The organism is Gordonia sp. NPDC003504 (assembly GCF_053587995.1).
Map to the genome: position 1 here is coordinate 128,845 of NZ_JBSFPC010000012.1, position 17,898 is coordinate 146,742.

Below are 17,898 nucleotides of genomic sequence, written 5' to 3' on the forward strand. Positions count from 1 at the left end.
GCGAAAACCGGTGGACGTGGCAGGCTCGAATGATCAACCATGGGGCCATGTCTCGTCGCTTCGCACAGGTCGATGTGTTCGCCGCCGCTCCGATCACCGGAAACCCGGTGGCAGTCGTCCTCGACGCCGAGGGCATCGACGACGAGCAGATGGCCGCCTTCGCGCGGTGGACGAACCTGTCGGAGACGACATTCGTGCTGCCGCCCACCGACCCGGCCGCCGACTACCGGCTGCGAATATTCACGCCGGGCGGCGAACTGCCCTTTGCGGGGCACCCGACTCTCGGATCTGCATATGCATTCCTCGAGGCCGGAGCCGACATCACCGGCGAGTACCTCGTCCAGGAATGCGGTGTCGGACTGGTGCGTATCCGACGCGACGGGCAGCGTCTCGCGTTCGCCGCGCCGCCGCTGAGCAGGTCGGGTCCCGTCGACGCCGCCACCGTCGCCGCGGTGACCGCGGCGTTGGGTGTCGATCCCGCACATGTTCTCGCCGCCGAATGGGTGGTCAACGGACCGCAGTGGATGGTCCTGCAGCTGGACTCGGCGCGCCGCGTCCTCGACGTGCGTCCGGATTTCGCGGCGCTCGGTGACCACGAGGTCGGGATCGTCGGCGAGCATTCCGACGCCACCCGTCCCGAGGTGGGGGTCCTGATCGAGGTGCGGGCCTTTGCTCCCGGCGAAGGGGTGCCCGAGGATCCGGTAACCGGCAGCCTCAACGCCGGCATCGCGACGTGGCTACGCCGCGACGGCCGCGCACCGCGGAGCTACGTCGCCGCCCAGGGCGCCGCCCTCGGGCGGACGGGTCGGGTGTTCGTCACCGACGACGGTGACAACATCTGGATCGGCGGGATGAGTACGACGGTGATCACCGGAACCGTCGAGCTCTGAGCGGAGCGGGGACATCCGCCTGGATCGTGCCCCCTTACAGTGGGGCCCATGTCCGCCGCCGACAGCCCGACCTCCGTTGACAGCGCTCACTCCTCCGTTGACAGCGCTCAGAATCCCGCCGACAGCGCTCCCGTCAAGGAGCTCAGCGCCAAGGAAGCCAAGAAGCGTCGCCGTCGTGAGCCGCCGCCGGATCCGGCGCCGTTGCCCGGCCTCGTCGACGCCCACACCCATCTCGCCGCCTGCGGTGGTCGTGACCCCGAGTCGGTGCGAGCGATCCTCGATCATGCCGATGCGGTCGGGGTCGGTCAGGTGATCACCGTCGCCGACGACATGGTCGACGCGCGATGGGCGGTCGATGCCGCCCGGTGGGATGAGCGGGCGTTCGCGGCGGTGGCGCTGCACCCGACGCATGCCGGTGACCTCGACGACGCCGCCCGCGCCGAACTCGAGCAGATGGCGGTCGACCCGCGGGTGGTGGCGATCGGGGAGACGGGGCTGGATTACTACTGGCCGGGCCGATCCGAGTCGGCGGCCGACCCCGCCATCCAGAAGGACGCCTTCGCCTGGCATATTGAACTCGCCAAGCGCGTCGGCAAGCCGTTGATGATCCACAACCGCGAGGCCGATCGCGATCTGCTCGACATTCTCGCGGCGGAAGGATCGCCCGACGTCGTGATCATGCATTGCTTCTCCGGTGACCGAAACGTTGCACGCGAATGCATAGAGCGCGGCTATCTGCTGAGTTTCGCCGGAACTGTGACATTCGCCAATGCCGCGGAGCTTCGTGAAGCGGCTCGCCTGGTGCCCGATGACCAGATCCTGGTGGAGACCGATGCGCCGTTCCTCACTGCGCATCCCTACCGTGGCCAGCCGAATCAGTCGTATTGCCTGCCATACACGGCGCGTGGGCTTGCCGACATCCGCCAAACGGACGACGTGACGATGGCTCGGCAGCTCGGCGTTAACGCGCGACGCGTCTACCGGCTACCTTTGCGCTAATCATCCTGTCTCGTTATCGTATTGTGATCCGTCAGCCTGTGGGGTTTCAGACGGACGCCACGTTCCCGATCAGGATGCTTCTCCTTGTCTGTTTTAGCGAAGATTCACACGTTGGACTCGATGCGTGCACGCGTCGCCATCGGAGCGGTGCTGTGCACCGTCGCCGCCGGTGGCGTGATGGGCGTGACGATGCACAAGAACGTCACCATCGACGTGGACGGCCAGAAGATCCAGGTCGCCACCATGTCCATGGACGTCGACTCACTGCTGAACTCGCAGGGCTACGACCCGGCCAACGGCGACGTCGTCGAGCCGGCACTGGACTCGTCGTTTTCTGACGGGCAGACCATTGTCTTCCACCGCAAGAAGCAGGTCGTCCTCGACGTCGAGGGACAGCGACGTGTCGTCGAGACCACCGCGGTCAACGTCAACGATCTCCTCGCGCAGCAGGGTCTGTCCCACGGTGACGACGCCACCAACTTCAACGCCGGTGGTCCGATCCCGGTCAACGGCGCCGTGGTCGACGTCACCCTGCCGAAGAAGCTCATCATCATCGACGGCGGCGTGCCGTCGATCAAGAGCGTGCCGGCCGAAACGGTGTCCGAGGCCCTTGCCGACATCGGCGCCCCGCTCGTCGACACCGACAAGGTCACCCCGGCCGCGACCGCCAAGGTCGCCGACGGCATGACCATCAATGTGACCCGCATCCGCACCACCGAGACGACGGTGCCCGAGAACATCACCGCACCCGACATCACCCAGGACGATCCGACCCTGATCAAGGATCGCCGCGTGGTGGTCAAGCCCGGTACCCCCGGCAAGGCCAACGTCCGCTACGAGGTGACCACCGTCAACGGCAAGGTCGTCAAGCGTGTCAAGGTCGGCCAGGAGGTCCTCACCCAGCCGGTCGCCGCGACCGTCCGGGTCGGCACCAAGCCGGGCGCCCCGTTTGTGCCCGTCGGGGTCTGGGATCAGCTCGCACAGTGTGAGGCCACCGGCAACTGGGCCATCAACTCCGGCAACGGCTTCTACGGCGGCGTCCAGTTCGACCAGAACACCTGGGAACGCTGGGGCGGACTCGAGTACGCACCGCGCGCCGACCTGGCCACCCGCGAGGAGCAGATCGCGATCGCGCAGAAGACCCAGGCCGCTCAGGGCTGGGGTGCGTGGCCGTCGTGCTCGGCCAAGCTGGGCCTACGCTGAGCATCGACGACGTACCGTCCGGGGACGATTCCGGCCGGCTCCTGGGACCCGCACAGATCCGTCGGCTCGCCGACGAACTGGGCGTCCGTCCCACCAAGACGCTCGGACAGAACTTCGTCCATGACGCCAACACGGTGCGACGCATCGTCGCCGCCTCCGGGGTCGGATCCGATGACGTCGTCCTCGAGGTCGGACCGGGTCTCGGATCGCTGACACTGGCGTTGCTCGGCACCGTCTCACGGGTGATCGCGGTCGAGATCGACCCGGTGCTCGCGGGTCGGTTGCCGCAGACCGCGGCGGACTACGCGCCACACGGATCGCTGGACGTCGTCACCGCCGACGCGATGACCGTGCGCGCCGACGACCTGCCGGCCGCGCCCACGGCGCTGGTCGCCAATCTGCCGTACAACGTCGCGGTCCCGGTGCTGCTGCACCTGATGAGTGAATGTCCCACCATCGCAACGGCTTTGGTGATGGTGCAGGCCGAGGTCGCCGACCGGCTGGCCGCGCCGCCGGGCAACAAGGTCTACGGCGTGCCCAGCGTGAAGGCCCGCTACTTCGGCGACGTCGCGCGCGCCGGTGCGGTGGGACGCAACGTGTTCTGGCCCGAACCCAAGGTGGAATCGGGTCTGGTCCGGATGGACCGTCGCGACACCTACTCCACCGATCCCGCCCGGCGCGCCGCGGTGTTCGCGGTCATCGACGCGGCCTTCGCGCAACGTCGCAAGACCATGCGCTCGGCCCTGGCGACGTGGGCCGGCTCACCTGCCGAGGCCGAACGACGCCTGCGCGCCGCCGGCATCGACCCGCAGATCCGCGGCGAGAAACTCGACGTCGCCGACTTCGTGCGGCTGGCGCAGGTGCCCGCCTCAACCGGAGGCTGAGCGGAGCTTGTCCAGCAGCGCCGGTGCCACCTCGTCGAGGAAACGCTCTTGGCTGCCGCCGCCGATCTGCACCAACGCGACGTCACTGAAGCCCGCCTCCCAGTAGGGGCGAATCCCGTCGACCAGCTCGTCGAGGTCGGGTCCGCACGGGATATTCGCGGCCACATCGTCTTTCGTGACGAACTGGGTGGCGGCCGCAAAGCCGGCAGTGGTCGGGAGGTTGGCGTTGACGTCCCAGCCGCCGGCGAACCAGCGGAACTGCTCATGGGCACGCGTCACGGCAACATCGCGATCGGGATCCCAGCAGATCGGGATCTGGCCGATGGCGCGGGCCGGGGCATGTGCGGGGCCCTGCCCGATGGAGGTGGTGTCCGGGTGGGCGTTCCACTGCTCGACGATGTCCGCGCTGGGTTCGACGGCGATGAGATGGTCTGCCGGCGGACCGAATTCGTCGATGCCACGGCTCCCCGACACCGCCACACCGATGGGGACCCCGGCGTCGGGGAGATCCCAAAGACGGGCCGAATCGACCTGGAAGAACTCCCCGCGATGGTCGACGACGCCGCCGTCGAGTAGTGCACGGATGATCTCGATGGCCTCCGACAGCATGGATTGTCGTTCGCCGAGGGCGGGCCATCCCGCGCCGACGACGTGCTCATTGAGGTTCTCGCCGCTACCGAGTCCGAGGATGAATCGGCCGTCGGCGAGCAACTGCATCGTGGCCGCCTTCTGGGCGATCACCGCCGGGTGATAGCGCATCGTCGGACAGGTCACGTAGGTCATCAATTCGACGTCGACGGTGGCGTGGGCGACCGCGCCGAGCACCGACCACGCGTACGGGGCGTGTCCCTGCGCCGACAGCCAGGGTGAGTAGTGGTCGCTGGAAACCTCGAAATCGAAGCCCGCCGATTCCGCCGCGATCGCATCGCGGACCAGCTGCCGGGGACCGGCCTGTTCGGTCATGAGGGTGTAGCCAAATCGTGTCGCCATGATCTCGCTCTCTGCCACCGGAGTACTCCGGTGGCAAGGTGGAGTGGGGAATGCGGGCACGTGGTCTGGACCCGGGAGGAGCATCTGTGGATTCATCAGGATCGACCGACGATCGCGGTGACACCGGGCCGGCAGATCGGGGCCGGGCGGGTGGCGGATCGGTCGACACCGTGCTCCTCGACGTCGACGGTACGCTCATCGACTCCGGCTACCTGCACGCTCTGGCATGGCAGCGGGCGTTCGCAGCTCACGGGCTCACCCCGCCGTGGTGGCGTGTGCACCGGACCATCGGCATGGGCGGTGATCTGCTGGTTCGGGAGGTCTGCGGGTCCGAGGTCGAGGATGCCCTCGGTGACCGGTTGCGCGATGAGTGGGCCGAACGTTACCGCGAGGTCCTGCCGGAGGTACGCGCCATCCCCGGCGCATCCGACCTCGTCCGTGCGTTGACCGGCTCCGGCTACCGGGTGGCCATCGCGTCGTCGGGAGCCCGGGAGTTCACCGACGCCGCACTCGAGCGTCTCGGACTCGCCTCGACCGACGTCGACGTCGTGACCAGTGCCGATGATGCCGACAACTCCAAGCCGGCCCCGGACCTGCTCACCGTGGCGCTGCGCCGGGCCGGTGGTAGCAGTGCGGTCCTGGTCGGTGACAGCGTGTGGGACGTCGCCGCGGCGACAGCGGCGGGCATGTCCTGTGTGGCCGTCCGCACCGGTGGCACCGCGGCCGCCGAACTACTCGACGCCGGCGCGGTTCGGGTCGTCGACGATGTCGCGGTGCTTCTGGACACGCGATGGCGGCCGTGACCGGGATGAACGCCTACTCTGGATCCCCGTGTCCCCAGCATCCCTGTCGGTGATCTCCGACGCCGTGACGGTGCGCGTGCCCGCCAAGGTCAACCTGCACCTCGGCGTCGGCCCGCTGCGCGATGACGGCTACCACGATCTGGTGACGGTCTATCAGGCACTATCGCTCTACGACGACGTCACGGTGGCGCGTGCCGCGGGTCTGTCGGTCGAGATGACCCGCGACAGTGGTCGCGGCGCCGACGTCGCGGAGGTGCCCCTCGACGACGACAACCTCGCGGTGCGCGCCGTGCGAGCACTCGGTGAGTACGCCGGTCGTGATCCCAAGGTGGCCATCGAAATCGTCAAACGGATTCCGGTGGCCGGGGGTATGGCCGGCGGCAGCGCCGACGCGGCGGGCGCGCTGGTCGCATTGGCGGCGTTGTGGAAACTCGACGTCCCGCGTGCCGATCTCCTGGACATCGCCGCCGGGCTCGGCAGCGACGTGCCGTTCTCGGTGCAGGGTGGTACCGCCCTGGGTACCGGCCGCGGCGAGCAACTCATGCCGGTGCTGGCGCGCGGCGAACTGCACTGGGTCCTGGCCTTCGCCCGCGACGGATTGTCCACGCCGTCGGTCTTTCGTGAACTCGACCGGCTACGCGCCGACCGTGACCTGACACCGGATCCCGATGAGCTCCGGCCGGATGCGCTGGTGCAGGCCCTGGCTGCCGGCGACCCACACGTCATCGCCCCCTTGCTGCACAACGATTTACAGCCGGCTGCGCTGAGCCTGCAGCCGGGTCTGCGTCGCACGTTGCGCGCCGGGATCGACGCCGGCGCCCTGGGCGGAATCGTCTCCGGGTCCGGCCCGACGTGTATGTTCCTGTGCGCCGACGCGGATGCGGCCGTCGCGGTGGCCGCCGAACTGTCCGGCGCCGGCGTGGCGCGTTCGGTGCGGACCGCATCGGGTCCGGTCAGTGGTGCGACGCGGCAGGTGCCGAGCGCGTGAGCAGGCGACGCATGTACTCGACGGTGAGGGCGGCGGGTGTTCTCGGGACGGCGCTGAGCGCGGCGGTGACCGTCGGTGTGATCACCGCCGCACCCACCATGGCGGCGCCGCTGGCCGGCCGGGTGCTCAGCACCGAATCGATTGCCGCCGAAGATCTTCCGCCCGGCGCCGCATCGGGCGAGCAGGTCACCTACGTGACGCGCGACCAGAACGATCGGATGGCCCTGTCCACCGGCGTCTTCTACCTGCCGAAGGGCACGGCACCGCGCGGCGGGTGGCGCATCTTCTCGTGGGCGCACGGCACCACCGGGATCGCCGATCAGTGCGCACCGAGCCGCACCCGCAAGGGCAGCGGCGTCGACCGGCCCGTCATCGACGCACTCGAGGCCGGCTATGCCGTCACCGCAACCGACTACGCCGGCCTCGGCGCCGCCGGCGAGACCGAATACCTCGGTGGACGGGCGGCCGCACACTCGGTGATCGACATGATCCGCGCCGCCCGCTCGACCGAGGCGAGCCTGGGCACCGAGTGGGTGTCGGTCGGGCATTCCCAGGGCGGGCACGCCGCCCTGTTCGCCGGCCACGAAGCGCCTTCGTACGCACCGCAACTCGACCTGCGGGAGATCGTCGCGATCGCACCGGCGTCGGGGATCGAGGGAGTCCTCACCAAGTCGTTCACCCCGAGCGTGCCGAGCCTGGGACGGGTCAACACCATCAGCGCGCTCTACCTCTACATCCTGGCCGGGCTCGATCATGCCCGGCCGGACCTGCACATCACCGACCGACTCTCCGACGACGGCAAGCGCTATCTCGACCTGGCCCGGTCACAGTGCAACGGCGAGGTGTCCGAGGTGCTGCGGTCGGTGGCGCCGGGATCGCTGCTGGACGAACCGCTGGGTGACGACGCCGTCACCGCCGCACTCGCCGACTACACCCGCGTCCCGACCGGCGGTTACACCGTGCCGATCCGCATCGACCACGGACTGCTCGACCCGATCGTTCCGTTCCCGCTCACAGCGACACTGGTCCGGTCGATGCAGGAGTCCGGTACCGACGTCGATCTGCACACCCACAGCCGCGACGACCACACCGAGGTCGTCGCCGGCGCGCTCGGCGAGGTGATGACGACGGTGTCCTCGGCATTCGGGCGGGACTGACGGTGATGTACCCGTGCGCCACGGTGGTTGATACCGTCTACCGGTGTCTCCTGCCCCCGCATCCGCGCTGATCAACGCCGATCGCATCAGTAAGAGCTACGGCATCCGCGCACTGCTCGACGAGGTGAGCCTCGGTGTGCACGAAGGTCAACGCATCGGCGTCGTCGGCCTCAACGGCGGCGGCAAGACGACGCTGCTGGAAATCCTCGGCGGTGTCACCGAACCCGATTCGGGCCGGGTGTCACGGGCTGGTGGTGCACGCATCGCCGTCGTCACCCAGCGTGGTGAACTGCCGGCCGGGAAAACGGTCGCGGAGGTCGTCGTCGGTGGTCCCGAGGTCGCCGCGCATGAGTGGGCCGGCGATGCGCGGGTCCGTTCGATCCTCGCCGGCATCGGCATCGACGAGTTGCTCGACACCCGCGTCGACGAACTGTCCGGTGGCCAGCGACGCCGCGTGGGTCTGGCCGCGGCGCTGGTCGCCGACGCAGACGTGCTCATCCTGGACGAACCGACCAACCACCTCGACGTCGAGGGCGTGGAGTGGCTCGCCGAGCACCTCATCACGCGACGCAGTGCGCTGGTGGTGGTGACCCACGATCGCTGGTTCCTCGACACCGTCGCCATGCGCACCTGGGAGGTGCACGACGGCAATGTCGACGAATACGAAGGCGGCTACAACGACTGGGTGTTCGCCCGCGCCGAGCGGGTCCGGTTGGCCGACGCCGCCGAGGAGCGTCGTCGCAACCTGGCACGCAAGGAACTGGCGTGGCTGCGGCGTGGTCCGCCGGCGCGAACATCCAAGCCGCGCTACCGGATCGAGGCCGCGGAGAAGCTCATCAGCGATGTGCCCGAACCACGCGATTCGGTCGCGCTGTCGGCGTTCGCGCGTCGGCGGCTGGGCCGGGTGGTCATCGAGCTCGAGGACGCGCACATCGAAACCCCTTCCGGGGAAACACTTCTCGATGATCTGACCTGGCGGCTGGCGCCGGGGGAGCGGATCGGTCTGGTGGGGGTGAACGGGTCCGGCAAGACGACGCTGCTGCGCGCGCTGGCCGGGGAGGTCGACGTCACGCCCGGCCGCCGCGTCGAAGGCGTCACGGTGACCATCGGGTGGTTGCGTCAGGAACTCGACGATCTCGATCCCGACCAGCGTGTGCTCGACGCCGTGGAATCGGTGGCCGCGCGAATCATGCTGGGCGACAAGGAGATGTCGGCGAGTCAGCTCGCCGAGCGTCTCGGCTTCTCGCCGGCACGCCAGCGCACCCCGGTCGGCGATCTGTCCGGCGGCGAACGACGCCGGCTGCAACTGACGCGGGTGTTGATGGCCGAGCCGAATGTGTTGCTGCTCGACGAGCCGACCAACGATCTCGACATCGACACGCTGCAGCAACTCGAGGATCTGCTCGACTCGTGGGCCGGCACACTGGTGGTGATCTCGCACGACCGTTATCTGATCGAGCGGATCTGTGATTCGACGTGGGCGCTGTTCGGCGACCGCACACTCACCAACCTGCCCGGCGGCATCGCGCAATATCTCGTGCGCCGTCGGGAGATGCAGCGTGGCGCATCGGCATCCGGCTCGGCGGTGGGGTCGTCGCAGGCGGCATCGGGCGAGGCCACCGCGGCATCGTCACCGTCGGCGGACGGTGCCGCCGAGGCCGCGAGCGCCGCGGCTCCGGCCGTCAGCGCCGCCGAACACCGCGAGGCCCGAAAGGCGGCCAATCGCGCGGAGCGTCAACTCGAGCAGCTGTCCAAACGCGAGGAGCAACTGCATCTCGCGCTTGCCGCGGCCGCCACCGACCCGGACAGGTTGGTGTCGCTCGGCGCCGAGTTGCGTCAGGTCATCGAGGACAAGGACGCCGCCGAGGCCGCGTGGCTGGAGGCCGCGGAAAAGCTGGAGTGAGTGAGGCTCGAGGTGAGTCGCCGGGTGCGGCTCAGCTCGGTACGCTCGCATCGATCCGGGTCGCGAAATCGCCGATCATCGCCCCGGTCATCTCCGGCTGGATGAGCGGGTAGAGGTGCGACGCCCGGCCGATGATGCGCAGTTCGGCCTGCGTCGACAATGCGGCGAAAGTCTTTTCGTGGATGCGGAATTGGTCCCAGCCGCCGTTGGCGAAGAGTATCGGTCCCGGGTAGGCGGACAGCTCACCGAGCGCGTCGAAATCCGCGATGGCGTCGACGACGTCGGCGATGGAGTGCAGTGCGAGTCCGCCGGCCTCCATGTCCTGCGCCACTTGCCGGCCCAACGCGACTCGCGTCAGGCCGCGGCTGATGGCCGCGGCCTGCGCGGGGAGCACACTGGTGGCCGCGCCGAACGCCCGAAACGGTGCTGCGAGAAGCGCACTCGGTTGCGCGGTCGATCCCATCGTCACCAGCCCGGCGACCGAGTCTGGGTGACGCCCCGCGGCGGCCATTGCGACGTAGCCGCCGAGGGAGATCCCGGCGACCACCGCGGGCTCCCCGACGGTTGTGATGGCGTCGAGGACGGCGTCGACGGCGTCGTCCATCGTGAACGTTTCGGCGCTGCGGTCGCCGTGGCCCGGCAGATCCGGGTGGATGACGGGGCGTTCGGTGATCGCCGCGGCGATGCGGTGCATCGACGCACCGCTGACGCGGAGACCGTGGACGAGGACGACGGGAGTGGCGTTGCTGCTCATCGGGTGTCAGTATGCCGCCGCGAGGACCGCGCGTATAGTGACGCAGGCCACTGTTTGTGGACCTGTCGAGCAATCGGAAGGCACGCCACCGCCATGACGATGACCGAGACATCACCCATCGCCGAACGTCGGGACGGCTATCCGGACGTCGAGTTCGTCAAGAACGATCCGGATCTGCCACCGGTCGCGATCATCGACCGGACGCCGATGACGACGCCGAAGAAGATTCTCTTCGCGATCATCGGACTGCTGGGTGCGGTGGCGTGGGCTCTGATCGCCTTCATTCGTGGGGAGAACGTCAACGCGGTCTGGTTCGTTGTCGCGGCGGTCGCCACCTATGTGATCGCCTACCGCTTCTATGCGCGGATGATCGAGATGAAGGTGGTGCGTCCGCGTGATGATCACGCCACGCCCGCTGAGGAATTCGACAACGCGCAGGACTACATGCCGACCGACCGGCGGGTGCTGTTCGGTCATCACTTCGCCGCGATCGCCGGGGCCGGGCCGCTTGTCGGGCCGGTGCTCGCCGCGCAGATGGGTTACCTGCCCGGCACGATCTGGATCATCCTCGGTGCGGTGTTCGCCGGCTGCGTGCAGGACTACCTGGTGCTGTCGATCTCGACGCGGCGCCGCGGACGCAGCCTGGGACAGATGGCGCGCGACGAACTCGGGCCGGTCGGCGGTATCGCGGCGATCCTGGCCGTGTTCGTCATCATGATCATCCTGATCGCGGTGCTGGCGCTGGTGGTGGTCAACGCCCTGGCCGAAAGTCCGTGGGGTGTCTTCTCGATCGCGATGACCATCCCGATCGCGCTGTTCATGGGTGTCTATCTGCGGTACCTACGGCCCGGTCGGGTCAGCGAGGTCTCCATCATCGGGGTGGTGTTGTTGCTCGCGGCCATCGTGGCCGGCCGCTACGTCGGCGAATCATCCTGGGGCAGCGACTGGTTCAGTCTGTCGCCGGTGTTTCTGAGCTGGGCGATCATCATCTACGGCGTGGCTGCCGCGGTGTTGCCGGTGTGGTTGCTGCTCGCGCCACGTGACTACCTCTCGACCTTCATGAAGGTCGGCACCATCGCGCTGCTGGCGCTCGGCATCGTCATCGTGCAGCCGGTGATGCAGGCACCCGCGGTCAGCGAATTCGCCTGGAACGGCAAGGGTCCCGCGTTTGCCGGTGCGCTGTTCCCGTTCCTGTTCATCACGATCGCCTGTGGTGCGCTCTCCGGATTCCACGCCCTGATCGCCTCGGGGACCACCCCGAAACTCCTGGCCAAGGAGGGACAGGCGCGGATCATCGGCTACGGCGGCATGCTCACCGAGTCGTCGGTGGCGATCATGGCGCTGATCACCGCATGTATCCTCGATCAGCACATCTACTTCGGGATGAATGCCCCGAAGGCGCTCACCGACGGTACCGCTCAGGGCGCCGCCGACTACGTCAACGGTCTTGGGGTGCATGGTCAGTCGGTGACGGCCGAGGACTTCACGCAGGCCGCAGAGGCGGTCGGGGAGTCGTCGATTGTGTCGAAGACCGGTGGCGCACCGACGTTGGCGATGGGGATGGCCGACACCTTGCAGGATGCGATCGGTGGAGAGTCGTTGCGGCCCTTCTGGTATCACTTCGCGATCATGTTCGAGGCGTTGTTCATCCTGACCACGGTGGATGCGGGTACGCGGGTGGCGCGCTTCATGCTCTCCGACGGCATCGGCAACATCCCCGGCGCTCAGCGATTCAAGGACCCGTCGTGGCGGCCAGGCGCCTGGCTATGCACGGTGATCGTCTGCGCCGCATGGGGTTCGATCCTGCTGATGGGTGTCACCGACCCGCTCGGCGGCATCAACACCCTCTTCCCGCTGTTCGGCATCGCCAATCAGCTGCTCGCCGCCGTCGCGTTGACCGTCGTCACCGTCATCCTGTTCAAACGGGGACAGTCCAAGTGGGCGTGGGTGTCCGGTGTTCCGCTGGTATGGGATGTGATCGTCACGATGACGGCGTCCTGGCAGAAGATCTTCTCGTCGAATCCGTCGATCGGGTACTGGGCGCAGCACAGTGCCTTCGTAAACGCCAAGGATGCCGGGGAGACGAGTTTCAAGACCGCGAAGAACCTCGACGAGATGAATGCGGTCATCCGCAATACCTTCATCCAGGGGACGCTGTCGATCATCTTCGCCGTGCTGGTGCTGATCGTAGTGGTCGTCGGGGTGTACCTGATGGTGAAGGCGTGGCGGCGCGGTGGGTTGCCGACCACCGAGGAGAAACCGGTGCCGTCCCGGATCTTCGGTCCACGCGGCCTGATCACCACCGCGCCCGAACGCGAGGTGCAGCACGAGTGGGATGCCCTCCAGGCGCAGAAACACGGGCACCGGTCACCCGCGGAGGCGGCACCGTGACCGGCGCGCAGGTCATCGCGTCGCTGCGCCGCGCCGGTGGTCAGGTGGCGTGGTATGTGGGCAGCGTGATGGGCGACCGGGACTATCAGCGCTACCTCGACCATCACGCGGCGCATCGCGCCGACGGTGATGACCGTCCGCCGATGACCGAACGCGAATATTGGCGGGCGCGTTGGGATCACACCGAGAAGAACCCGCAGGGACGGTGCTGCTGAAACCGGTCACGCTGTCGGCACGGTGATCTCGCGGTCGATGCGGATCTGCCGCCGGAACTCGGTGTCGTGACTGACGATCAGCAGTGCTCCCGTCCACTGTCGTAGCGCGGACATCAGTTCCTCGGTGGTGTCGATGTCGAGGTTGTTCGTCGGTTCATCGAGGATCAGGAGCTTGGGCGTCGGATCGGTCAGCAGCGCCGAGGCCAGCGCCACGCGAAGACGTTCACCACCGGAAAGTTCGGCCAGCACCCGGTCACCCGCGGTGCCGCGGAACAGGAATCGGGCCAGGTGGGCTCTGACCTGCTGGGTGGTCGCCGCGGGGTGGGCGGCGGCGACATGCTCGGCGATACTCAAATGCGAGTGGGGGAAGGTGATGCGTTGCGGTATATACGCATAGGGCACGATGATGTGACCGCGCTCGATCAGATCGGTGATCAGCGTGGTCTTCCCCGATCCGTTGGCTCCGACGAGGGCCACCCGCTCCGGTCCGTCGATTCGCGTCCGGTCGTCGGCGACGATCTGGGCATGTGAGGCCAGGTCGACGGCGGGCATGGCGATCCGGGTGCTGCGGTCGTCGCGGACATCGGCGCGGGTCGACTCGAGGCGATCGGCCGCGGTCTTCACGTCGTCGCGGTGTTCGCCCCGGAACTTGCCCGCCGAGACCTGCGCGGCGTCGCGTCGTAGGTGCGCGACGATCTTCGGAACCCGTTTCTCACGTTCGGCTTTCGCGGCCGTGCGCGCCCGACGATCCAGGGCGACCTGGGCGTCGACCATCTCCCGTTTCTGCTTGCGCAGGTCGTTCTCGGCGTTGGCGACCGCTGCCGACGCCGCCTGCTGCTCGGCGTCGATGATCTCACGGTAGGCCGAGTATCCCCCGCCGAAGAGTCGCAGATCTCCGTGGTAGAGCTCGAGGGTGTGCTGGACGCGTTCGAGTAGTTCCAGGTCGTGACTGACCACCAGGACAGCCCCGGGGAATCGCTCGATCGACTCGAAAAGCCTTGTTCGGGAGTTCCTGTCGAGGTTGTTGGTGGGTTCGTCGAGAAGCAGGATCGACGGGCGGCGAAGGAGCGTCGAGGCGATGGCGAGCATGGTCGACTCTCCACCGGACAGGGTGCCGACGGTGCGGTCGAGATCGGCGACCAGTCCGAGCGAAGCGAGTTCCGCAGCGGCGCGTTCCTCGATATCCCAGTCGTCGCCGATGATCTCGAAGTCGAGCGGATCGCTCGATCCGTTCTCGATGCGCGACAGTGCCGAGCGCTTCGCGGTGATGCCCAGGACATCGGCGATCGTGGCGGCAGGGTCGGCGTCCGGATGCTGGGGGACCAGTCCGACGTCGCCGCGGACGCTGACACTGCCACGGGTGGGCTGGAGGGTGCCGGCGACAAGGTGCAGCAAGGTCGTCTTGCCCGCGCCGTTGGCGCCGACCAGCGACACCGAACCCGCCGGGATCGTGAGTGAGATGCCGTCAAAGACGACGGTGCCATCGGGCCAGGTGAACGTCAGGTCCGAGAGGGACAACGATGTGGGTGTGCCGGGCGTCGACGGGTGCGACGCAGGGGAGGAAGCCATGGGTACTCCTGAGGTGCGGGGGGATCGCGAGCATCGGTGACGTCGCGATGGATGACCGGCCTCAGTGGTTCATGGTGTGAGATCACTCCTCGGGTGGGCAATAAGAACACGACCATATCCCCTGACGGTGGGTCGGTGTCAATGGCTTTTGCGGGACCGGACGCGCTAGCGTTGAGATCATGTCGTTCATCCGTACGCACGTTGCCAACGGTGTCGGCGAGATCATTCTCGATCGACCCAAGGCGCTCAACGCACTCGACCAGTCGATGGTCGACGACATGGATCAGATCTTGCGCGAGTGGGCCGACGACGAGTTGATCGAGACGGTGCTGCTGACCTCGGCCAGTGAACGAGCGTTCTGTGCCGGCGGCGACATCCGCGCGATCCGGGATTTCGCGATCGACGGAGACCGTGAGGCGATCACCCGATACTTCGCGGGGGAGTACCGCCTGAATCAGCTGATCGCCGAGTACCCGAAGCCGCACATCGCATTGATCGACGGTCCGGCGATGGGTGGTGGCCTCGGTATCAGTGTGCACGGCGAGATCCGGGTGGTGACCGAGAAGGCGATGATCGCCATGCCGGAGACCGCTATCGGCTTCTTCCCCGACATCGGCTCCACCTACTTTCTCCCGCGACTTCCCAGCGGCGTCGGAATGTGGTTGGGACTGACGGGTTCTCGAGTACGCGGATCGCAAGCGCTGTCGGTCGGGCTGGCGACCCACTTCGTACCGTCGGCGGATCTGCCGTCCGTGGCAGACCGAATCCGTTCCGGCGCCCCGCTCGGCGACATCCTCGTGCCCGATCCGACCAAACACGAGGACCATCCACCACTGCCGGTCGAGGCGATCGGTGAGTACTTCTCCGATTCGAATGTCACCGCGATCGTCGGTGGCCTGCGCGGCGCCGTCGGCGACGAGTGGGCCGCCGAGATGCTCGATCTGATCGGCAACGCATCCCCGACCAGCCTGTGGGTGACCGCGCGACTGCTCGAACTCGGCGCCGACTCGCTACTCGACGAATGCCTGGAACGAGAACTCAACGCGGCCGAGAACATCACCATGACAAACGATTTCCGGGAGGGAGTGCGAGCGGTACTCGTCGACAAAGACCGCTCCCCGAACTTCGACCCGGCCGAGATCGACGACGTGGACCCCGCCACGGTGGCAGCCATCATCGGAGCCTGACCTGGTCGCTCGGCCGTTCCCGCAGGTCCAGTGACGCAAACCCCCGCTGGCCGAGTGCGCCGCGCGATCCTGGCGACCTCGTCGCGTATCCGCCGTGCCGAGCTTGACGAGGTCACCTCCGCAACCCGACGACGAAATCGCGCCACCACCAACCGAACCCACGCGTGATACAGCCGACAGCGTTCATCCCCAACAGATTCCGCGCTGAAGAAGTTGTCGGTGGTCGTCGCTACACTTGAGTCAGTTCAGTTGGAGCGACCGATCAAGGGGGTGAACATCATGGCCGACACCACAATTCGCACGACTACCGCGCCGGAACTGTCGATGACCGCCGACGACGCCGCCATGATCGATCACCTCCCCGCCGAGCAGGCCACCGCTCTGGCCCGATCGTTGCAACGCCAGGAACGGCAGGTGATCGCCCGGAAGGTGTTGTCGGCGGCGCGGGTCGGGCATGCCGTGTACGACGAGATGCTGCTGTCGGGTCACGTGACCAATGTGCACACCACCGGTGCGGTCGACAAAGCCGCCACCGGCAAGGTCTCGACCGCGCTGGGTGTGTCGGTACCGCACGCCACCGCGTGGATGACGCTGAGCTTCCTGCTGTCGACACTCCCGACGGTAACCGCGGCGTTCCTGGCCGGTGACCAGTCCCTGGAACGTATCCGCATCATCGCCGGCGAGATCGTCGTCCTGTCCGACGAGGATGTGCGCGCGTTCGCCGAAACCCGTGCACTGCAACTCGCCGGACGTAATCAGGCGGACACGACCCTGCGGGATCAGGTCGCCGAAATGGTGATCGCCCTGGATCCCGACGGTGCCGCCGACCGCCGGGAGGAGGCCGCCGCACGCGATCAGAATGTGCGGGTCCGTCGGGACACCAACGGGCACTGCAGCATCTCGGTGTACGCACCGGGGGAGGTGGGTGCGCATCTGGCGGCGCGGATCGCACAGATGGTCCGTGAGCGGATCTGCCCGCGTGATCAGCGTCGTCGGGGTGAGGTGCAGGTCGCGGCGTTCGCCGAAATCCAGGGACTACCCGGTGCGTACCTGTCGTGTGAGTGCGGTCGGGGTGACTGCTCGCGGGCGGTCCCGTTGCCGGAGGAACCCTGTGGCCTGACCGACCTCGACATCGATGTTGACGCGGCTGATCTGTCTGGCGATGTCGATGCGGATGCCGACGTGACCGATGATCCCCAATCGGACGTTGACGTCGCAGCCGACGTGACCGTCGATCCCGAGACGATCACCGAGGGCGACGCTGATTGTGCGGCAACGGATACCGCCGAGGCGCACCTCAACATCGACACCGAACCCGAAAGCGATTTGCAGTTGTCGCTGTCGTTGATCACCGATCCGTCCGGGCAGCGGGAGGCCCGGCTGGAGTACTTCGGCGTGGTGGACGACTCGCATGCCAGAGTGTTGATCAGTTCGGGACAGTTGGTGACCGTCACCGAGTTTCCGACCCTGGACATACCCGGCATCAGCACGGCCACCTCGTTGGATCGGATACCGGCGGCGTGGCGTCGTCTCGATGATCCGTTCCCCGCAACGCCGGTCGACCCGTCCGGGCACGGCGGCTATCTGCTCCCACCACCGGGTGCGTTGACGTATCGGATACCGGCGTGGTTGCGGGAGAAGATCATCGAATTGGATGGCACCTGCCGGTATCCGCAGTGCGGTCGGCCGGCCAGTGACTGCCAGATCGATCGCGTGGTGAAATTCGTGCACCAGGATCCGATCACCGGTGGCTGGACGGTGGAATTCAACCTGATGCCGCTGTGCACCCCGGACCACCAACGAAAACACATGGGCTTGCTGATCCCCACCATGCTCGCCGATCGGGCGGTCATCTGGCGCGACCCCGTCACCGGGGAAACCATCACCACCTACCCGCGGTAGGCGGCTGCCGTCGGCCTGCTCCCGGGTGGTGGCGCTGCAACCGGTTTCCGGCATCAGATTGCG

The 17,898-nt window shown here is 67.4% G+C and carries 15 protein-coding genes; 12 read left to right on the forward strand and 3 right to left on the reverse strand.

Annotated features, from left to right (window positions below; genetic code table 11):
* The first annotated feature begins 47 nt into the window (after window positions 1–47).
* The 4 genes from ACWDPV_RS19785 (at window position 48) to rsmA (ending at window position 3,976) form a co-directional block, all read left to right on the forward strand.
* Window positions 48–890 carry a PhzF family phenazine biosynthesis protein gene (locus tag ACWDPV_RS19785; RefSeq protein ID WP_449744303.1) on the forward strand — a complete coding sequence of 281 codons (843 nt, stop codon included), beginning with the start codon at window positions 48–50 and terminating at the stop codon, window positions 888–890.
* Window positions 891–938: 48 nt separating this feature from the next.
* Window positions 939–1,889 (forward strand): TatD family hydrolase, encoded by a 951-nt coding sequence (locus ACWDPV_RS19790; RefSeq protein WP_449744304.1) that lies wholly within the window; start codon window positions 939–941, stop codon window positions 1,887–1,889.
* Between the two features lie 120 nt (window positions 1,890–2,009).
* Window positions 2,010–3,092 carry a transglycosylase family protein gene (locus tag ACWDPV_RS19795; protein ID WP_449744305.1) on the forward strand — a complete coding sequence of 361 codons (1,083 nt, stop codon included), beginning with the start codon at window positions 2,010–2,012 and terminating at the stop codon, window positions 3,090–3,092.
* On the forward strand, window positions 3,056–3,976 hold the full coding sequence (gene rsmA, locus ACWDPV_RS19800; RefSeq protein ID WP_449744306.1) for a 16S rRNA (adenine(1518)-N(6)/adenine(1519)-N(6))-dimethyltransferase RsmA: 921 nt from the start codon (window positions 3,056–3,058) through the stop codon (window positions 3,974–3,976). Before ACWDPV_RS19795 ends, rsmA begins: the two co-directional genes overlap by 37 nt.
* Here the strand turns inward: rsmA and ACWDPV_RS19805 are convergent.
* Window positions 3,962–4,966 (reverse strand): TIGR03557 family F420-dependent LLM class oxidoreductase, encoded by a 1,005-nt coding sequence (locus tag ACWDPV_RS19805; protein ID WP_449744307.1) that lies wholly within the window; start codon window positions 4,964–4,966, stop codon window positions 3,962–3,964. The genes rsmA and ACWDPV_RS19805 overlap by 15 nt on opposite strands.
* 170 nt (window positions 4,967–5,136) lie before the next feature.
* Between ACWDPV_RS19805 and ACWDPV_RS19810 the strand changes: the two genes are divergently transcribed.
* The 4 genes from ACWDPV_RS19810 to ACWDPV_RS19825 are packed head-to-tail and all read left to right on the forward strand — an operon-like array spanning window position 5,137 to window position 9,817.
* Window positions 5,137–5,769, forward strand: coding sequence for an HAD family hydrolase (locus tag ACWDPV_RS19810; protein WP_449744335.1), 633 nt, complete (start codon window positions 5,137–5,139; stop codon window positions 5,767–5,769).
* 28 nt (window positions 5,770–5,797) lie between these two features.
* On the forward strand, window positions 5,798–6,757 hold the full coding sequence (locus ACWDPV_RS19815; protein ID WP_449744308.1) for a 4-(cytidine 5'-diphospho)-2-C-methyl-D-erythritol kinase: 960 nt from the start codon (window positions 5,798–5,800) through the stop codon (window positions 6,755–6,757).
* Between the two features lie 11 nt (window positions 6,758–6,768).
* Window positions 6,769–7,914 carry a lipase family protein gene (locus ACWDPV_RS19820; RefSeq protein ID WP_449744336.1) on the forward strand — a complete coding sequence of 382 codons (1,146 nt, stop codon included), beginning with the start codon at window positions 6,769–6,771 and terminating at the stop codon, window positions 7,912–7,914.
* A gap of 43 nt (window positions 7,915–7,957) precedes the next feature.
* Window positions 7,958–9,817, forward strand: coding sequence for an ABC-F family ATP-binding cassette domain-containing protein (locus ACWDPV_RS19825; RefSeq protein ID WP_449744309.1), 1,860 nt, complete (start codon window positions 7,958–7,960; stop codon window positions 9,815–9,817).
* 31 nt (window positions 9,818–9,848) lie between these two features.
* Here the strand turns inward: ACWDPV_RS19825 and ACWDPV_RS19830 are convergent, their stop codons facing one another.
* On the reverse strand, window positions 9,849–10,571 hold the full coding sequence (locus tag ACWDPV_RS19830) for an alpha/beta fold hydrolase (RefSeq protein WP_449744310.1): 723 nt from the start codon (window positions 10,569–10,571) through the stop codon (window positions 9,849–9,851).
* A gap of 93 nt (window positions 10,572–10,664) precedes the next feature.
* On the opposite strand from ACWDPV_RS19830, the gene ACWDPV_RS19835 reads away from it, so the two are divergent.
* Both ACWDPV_RS19835 and ACWDPV_RS19840 read left to right on the forward strand, forming a co-directional pair.
* A complete protein-coding gene (locus tag ACWDPV_RS19835; RefSeq protein ID WP_449744311.1) occupies window positions 10,665–12,962 on the forward strand; it encodes a carbon starvation CstA family protein in 2,298 nt (765 codons plus the stop codon).
* On the forward strand, window positions 12,959–13,177 hold the full coding sequence (locus ACWDPV_RS19840; RefSeq protein ID WP_348802927.1) for a YbdD/YjiX family protein: 219 nt from the start codon (window positions 12,959–12,961) through the stop codon (window positions 13,175–13,177). Before ACWDPV_RS19835 ends, ACWDPV_RS19840 begins: the two co-directional genes overlap by 4 nt.
* 6 nt (window positions 13,178–13,183) lie before the next feature.
* On the opposite strand, the gene ACWDPV_RS19845 is transcribed toward ACWDPV_RS19840, so the two are convergent.
* Window positions 13,184–14,746 (reverse strand): ABC-F family ATP-binding cassette domain-containing protein, encoded by a 1,563-nt coding sequence (locus ACWDPV_RS19845; protein ID WP_449744312.1) that lies wholly within the window; start codon window positions 14,744–14,746, stop codon window positions 13,184–13,186.
* Between the two features lie 179 nt (window positions 14,747–14,925).
* Here ACWDPV_RS19845 and ACWDPV_RS19850 point away from each other — a divergent pair, with 179 nt between their 5' ends.
* Together ACWDPV_RS19850 and ACWDPV_RS19855 are read left to right on the forward strand one after the other, a co-directional pair.
* Complete coding sequence (locus ACWDPV_RS19850; RefSeq protein ID WP_449744313.1) at window positions 14,926–15,933, forward strand: enoyl-CoA hydratase/isomerase family protein; 1,008 nt, start codon at window positions 14,926–14,928, stop codon at window positions 15,931–15,933.
* Between the two features lie 279 nt (window positions 15,934–16,212).
* Complete coding sequence (locus ACWDPV_RS19855; protein WP_449744314.1) at window positions 16,213–17,835, forward strand: HNH endonuclease; 1,623 nt, start codon at window positions 16,213–16,215, stop codon at window positions 17,833–17,835.
* Window positions 17,836–17,898 lie beyond the last annotated feature (63 nt).

Bases quoted from the DNA above. Each gene is read 5' to 3' on its own strand.
- ACWDPV_RS19785 (WP_449744303.1), top strand. From the start codon at position 48: ATGTCTCGTCGCTTCGCACAGGTCGATGTGTTCGCCGCCGCTCCGATC.
- ACWDPV_RS19850 (WP_449744313.1), top strand. From the start codon at position 14,926: ATGTCGTTCATCCGTACGCACGTTGCCAACGGTGTCGGCGAGATCATT.
- ACWDPV_RS19830 (WP_449744310.1), bottom strand. From the start codon at position 10,571: ATGAGCAGCAACGCCACTCCCGTCGTCCTCGTCCACGGTCTCCGCGTC.
- ACWDPV_RS19805 (WP_449744307.1), bottom strand. From the start codon at position 4,966: ATGGCGACACGATTTGGCTACACCCTCATGACCGAACAGGCCGGTCCC.
- ACWDPV_RS19835 (WP_449744311.1), top strand. From the start codon at position 10,665: ATGACGATGACCGAGACATCACCCATCGCCGAACGTCGGGACGGCTAT.
- ACWDPV_RS19790 (WP_449744304.1), top strand. From the start codon at position 939: ATGTCCGCCGCCGACAGCCCGACCTCCGTTGACAGCGCTCACTCCTCC.
- ACWDPV_RS19845 (WP_449744312.1), bottom strand. From the start codon at position 14,746: ATGGCTTCCTCCCCTGCGTCGCACCCGTCGACGCCCGGCACACCCACA.
- ACWDPV_RS19820 (WP_449744336.1), top strand. From the start codon at position 6,769: ATGTACTCGACGGTGAGGGCGGCGGGTGTTCTCGGGACGGCGCTGAGC.
- ACWDPV_RS19795 (WP_449744305.1), top strand. From the start codon at position 2,010: ATGCGTGCACGCGTCGCCATCGGAGCGGTGCTGTGCACCGTCGCCGCC.
- ACWDPV_RS19855 (WP_449744314.1), top strand. From the start codon at position 16,213: ATGGCCGACACCACAATTCGCACGACTACCGCGCCGGAACTGTCGATG.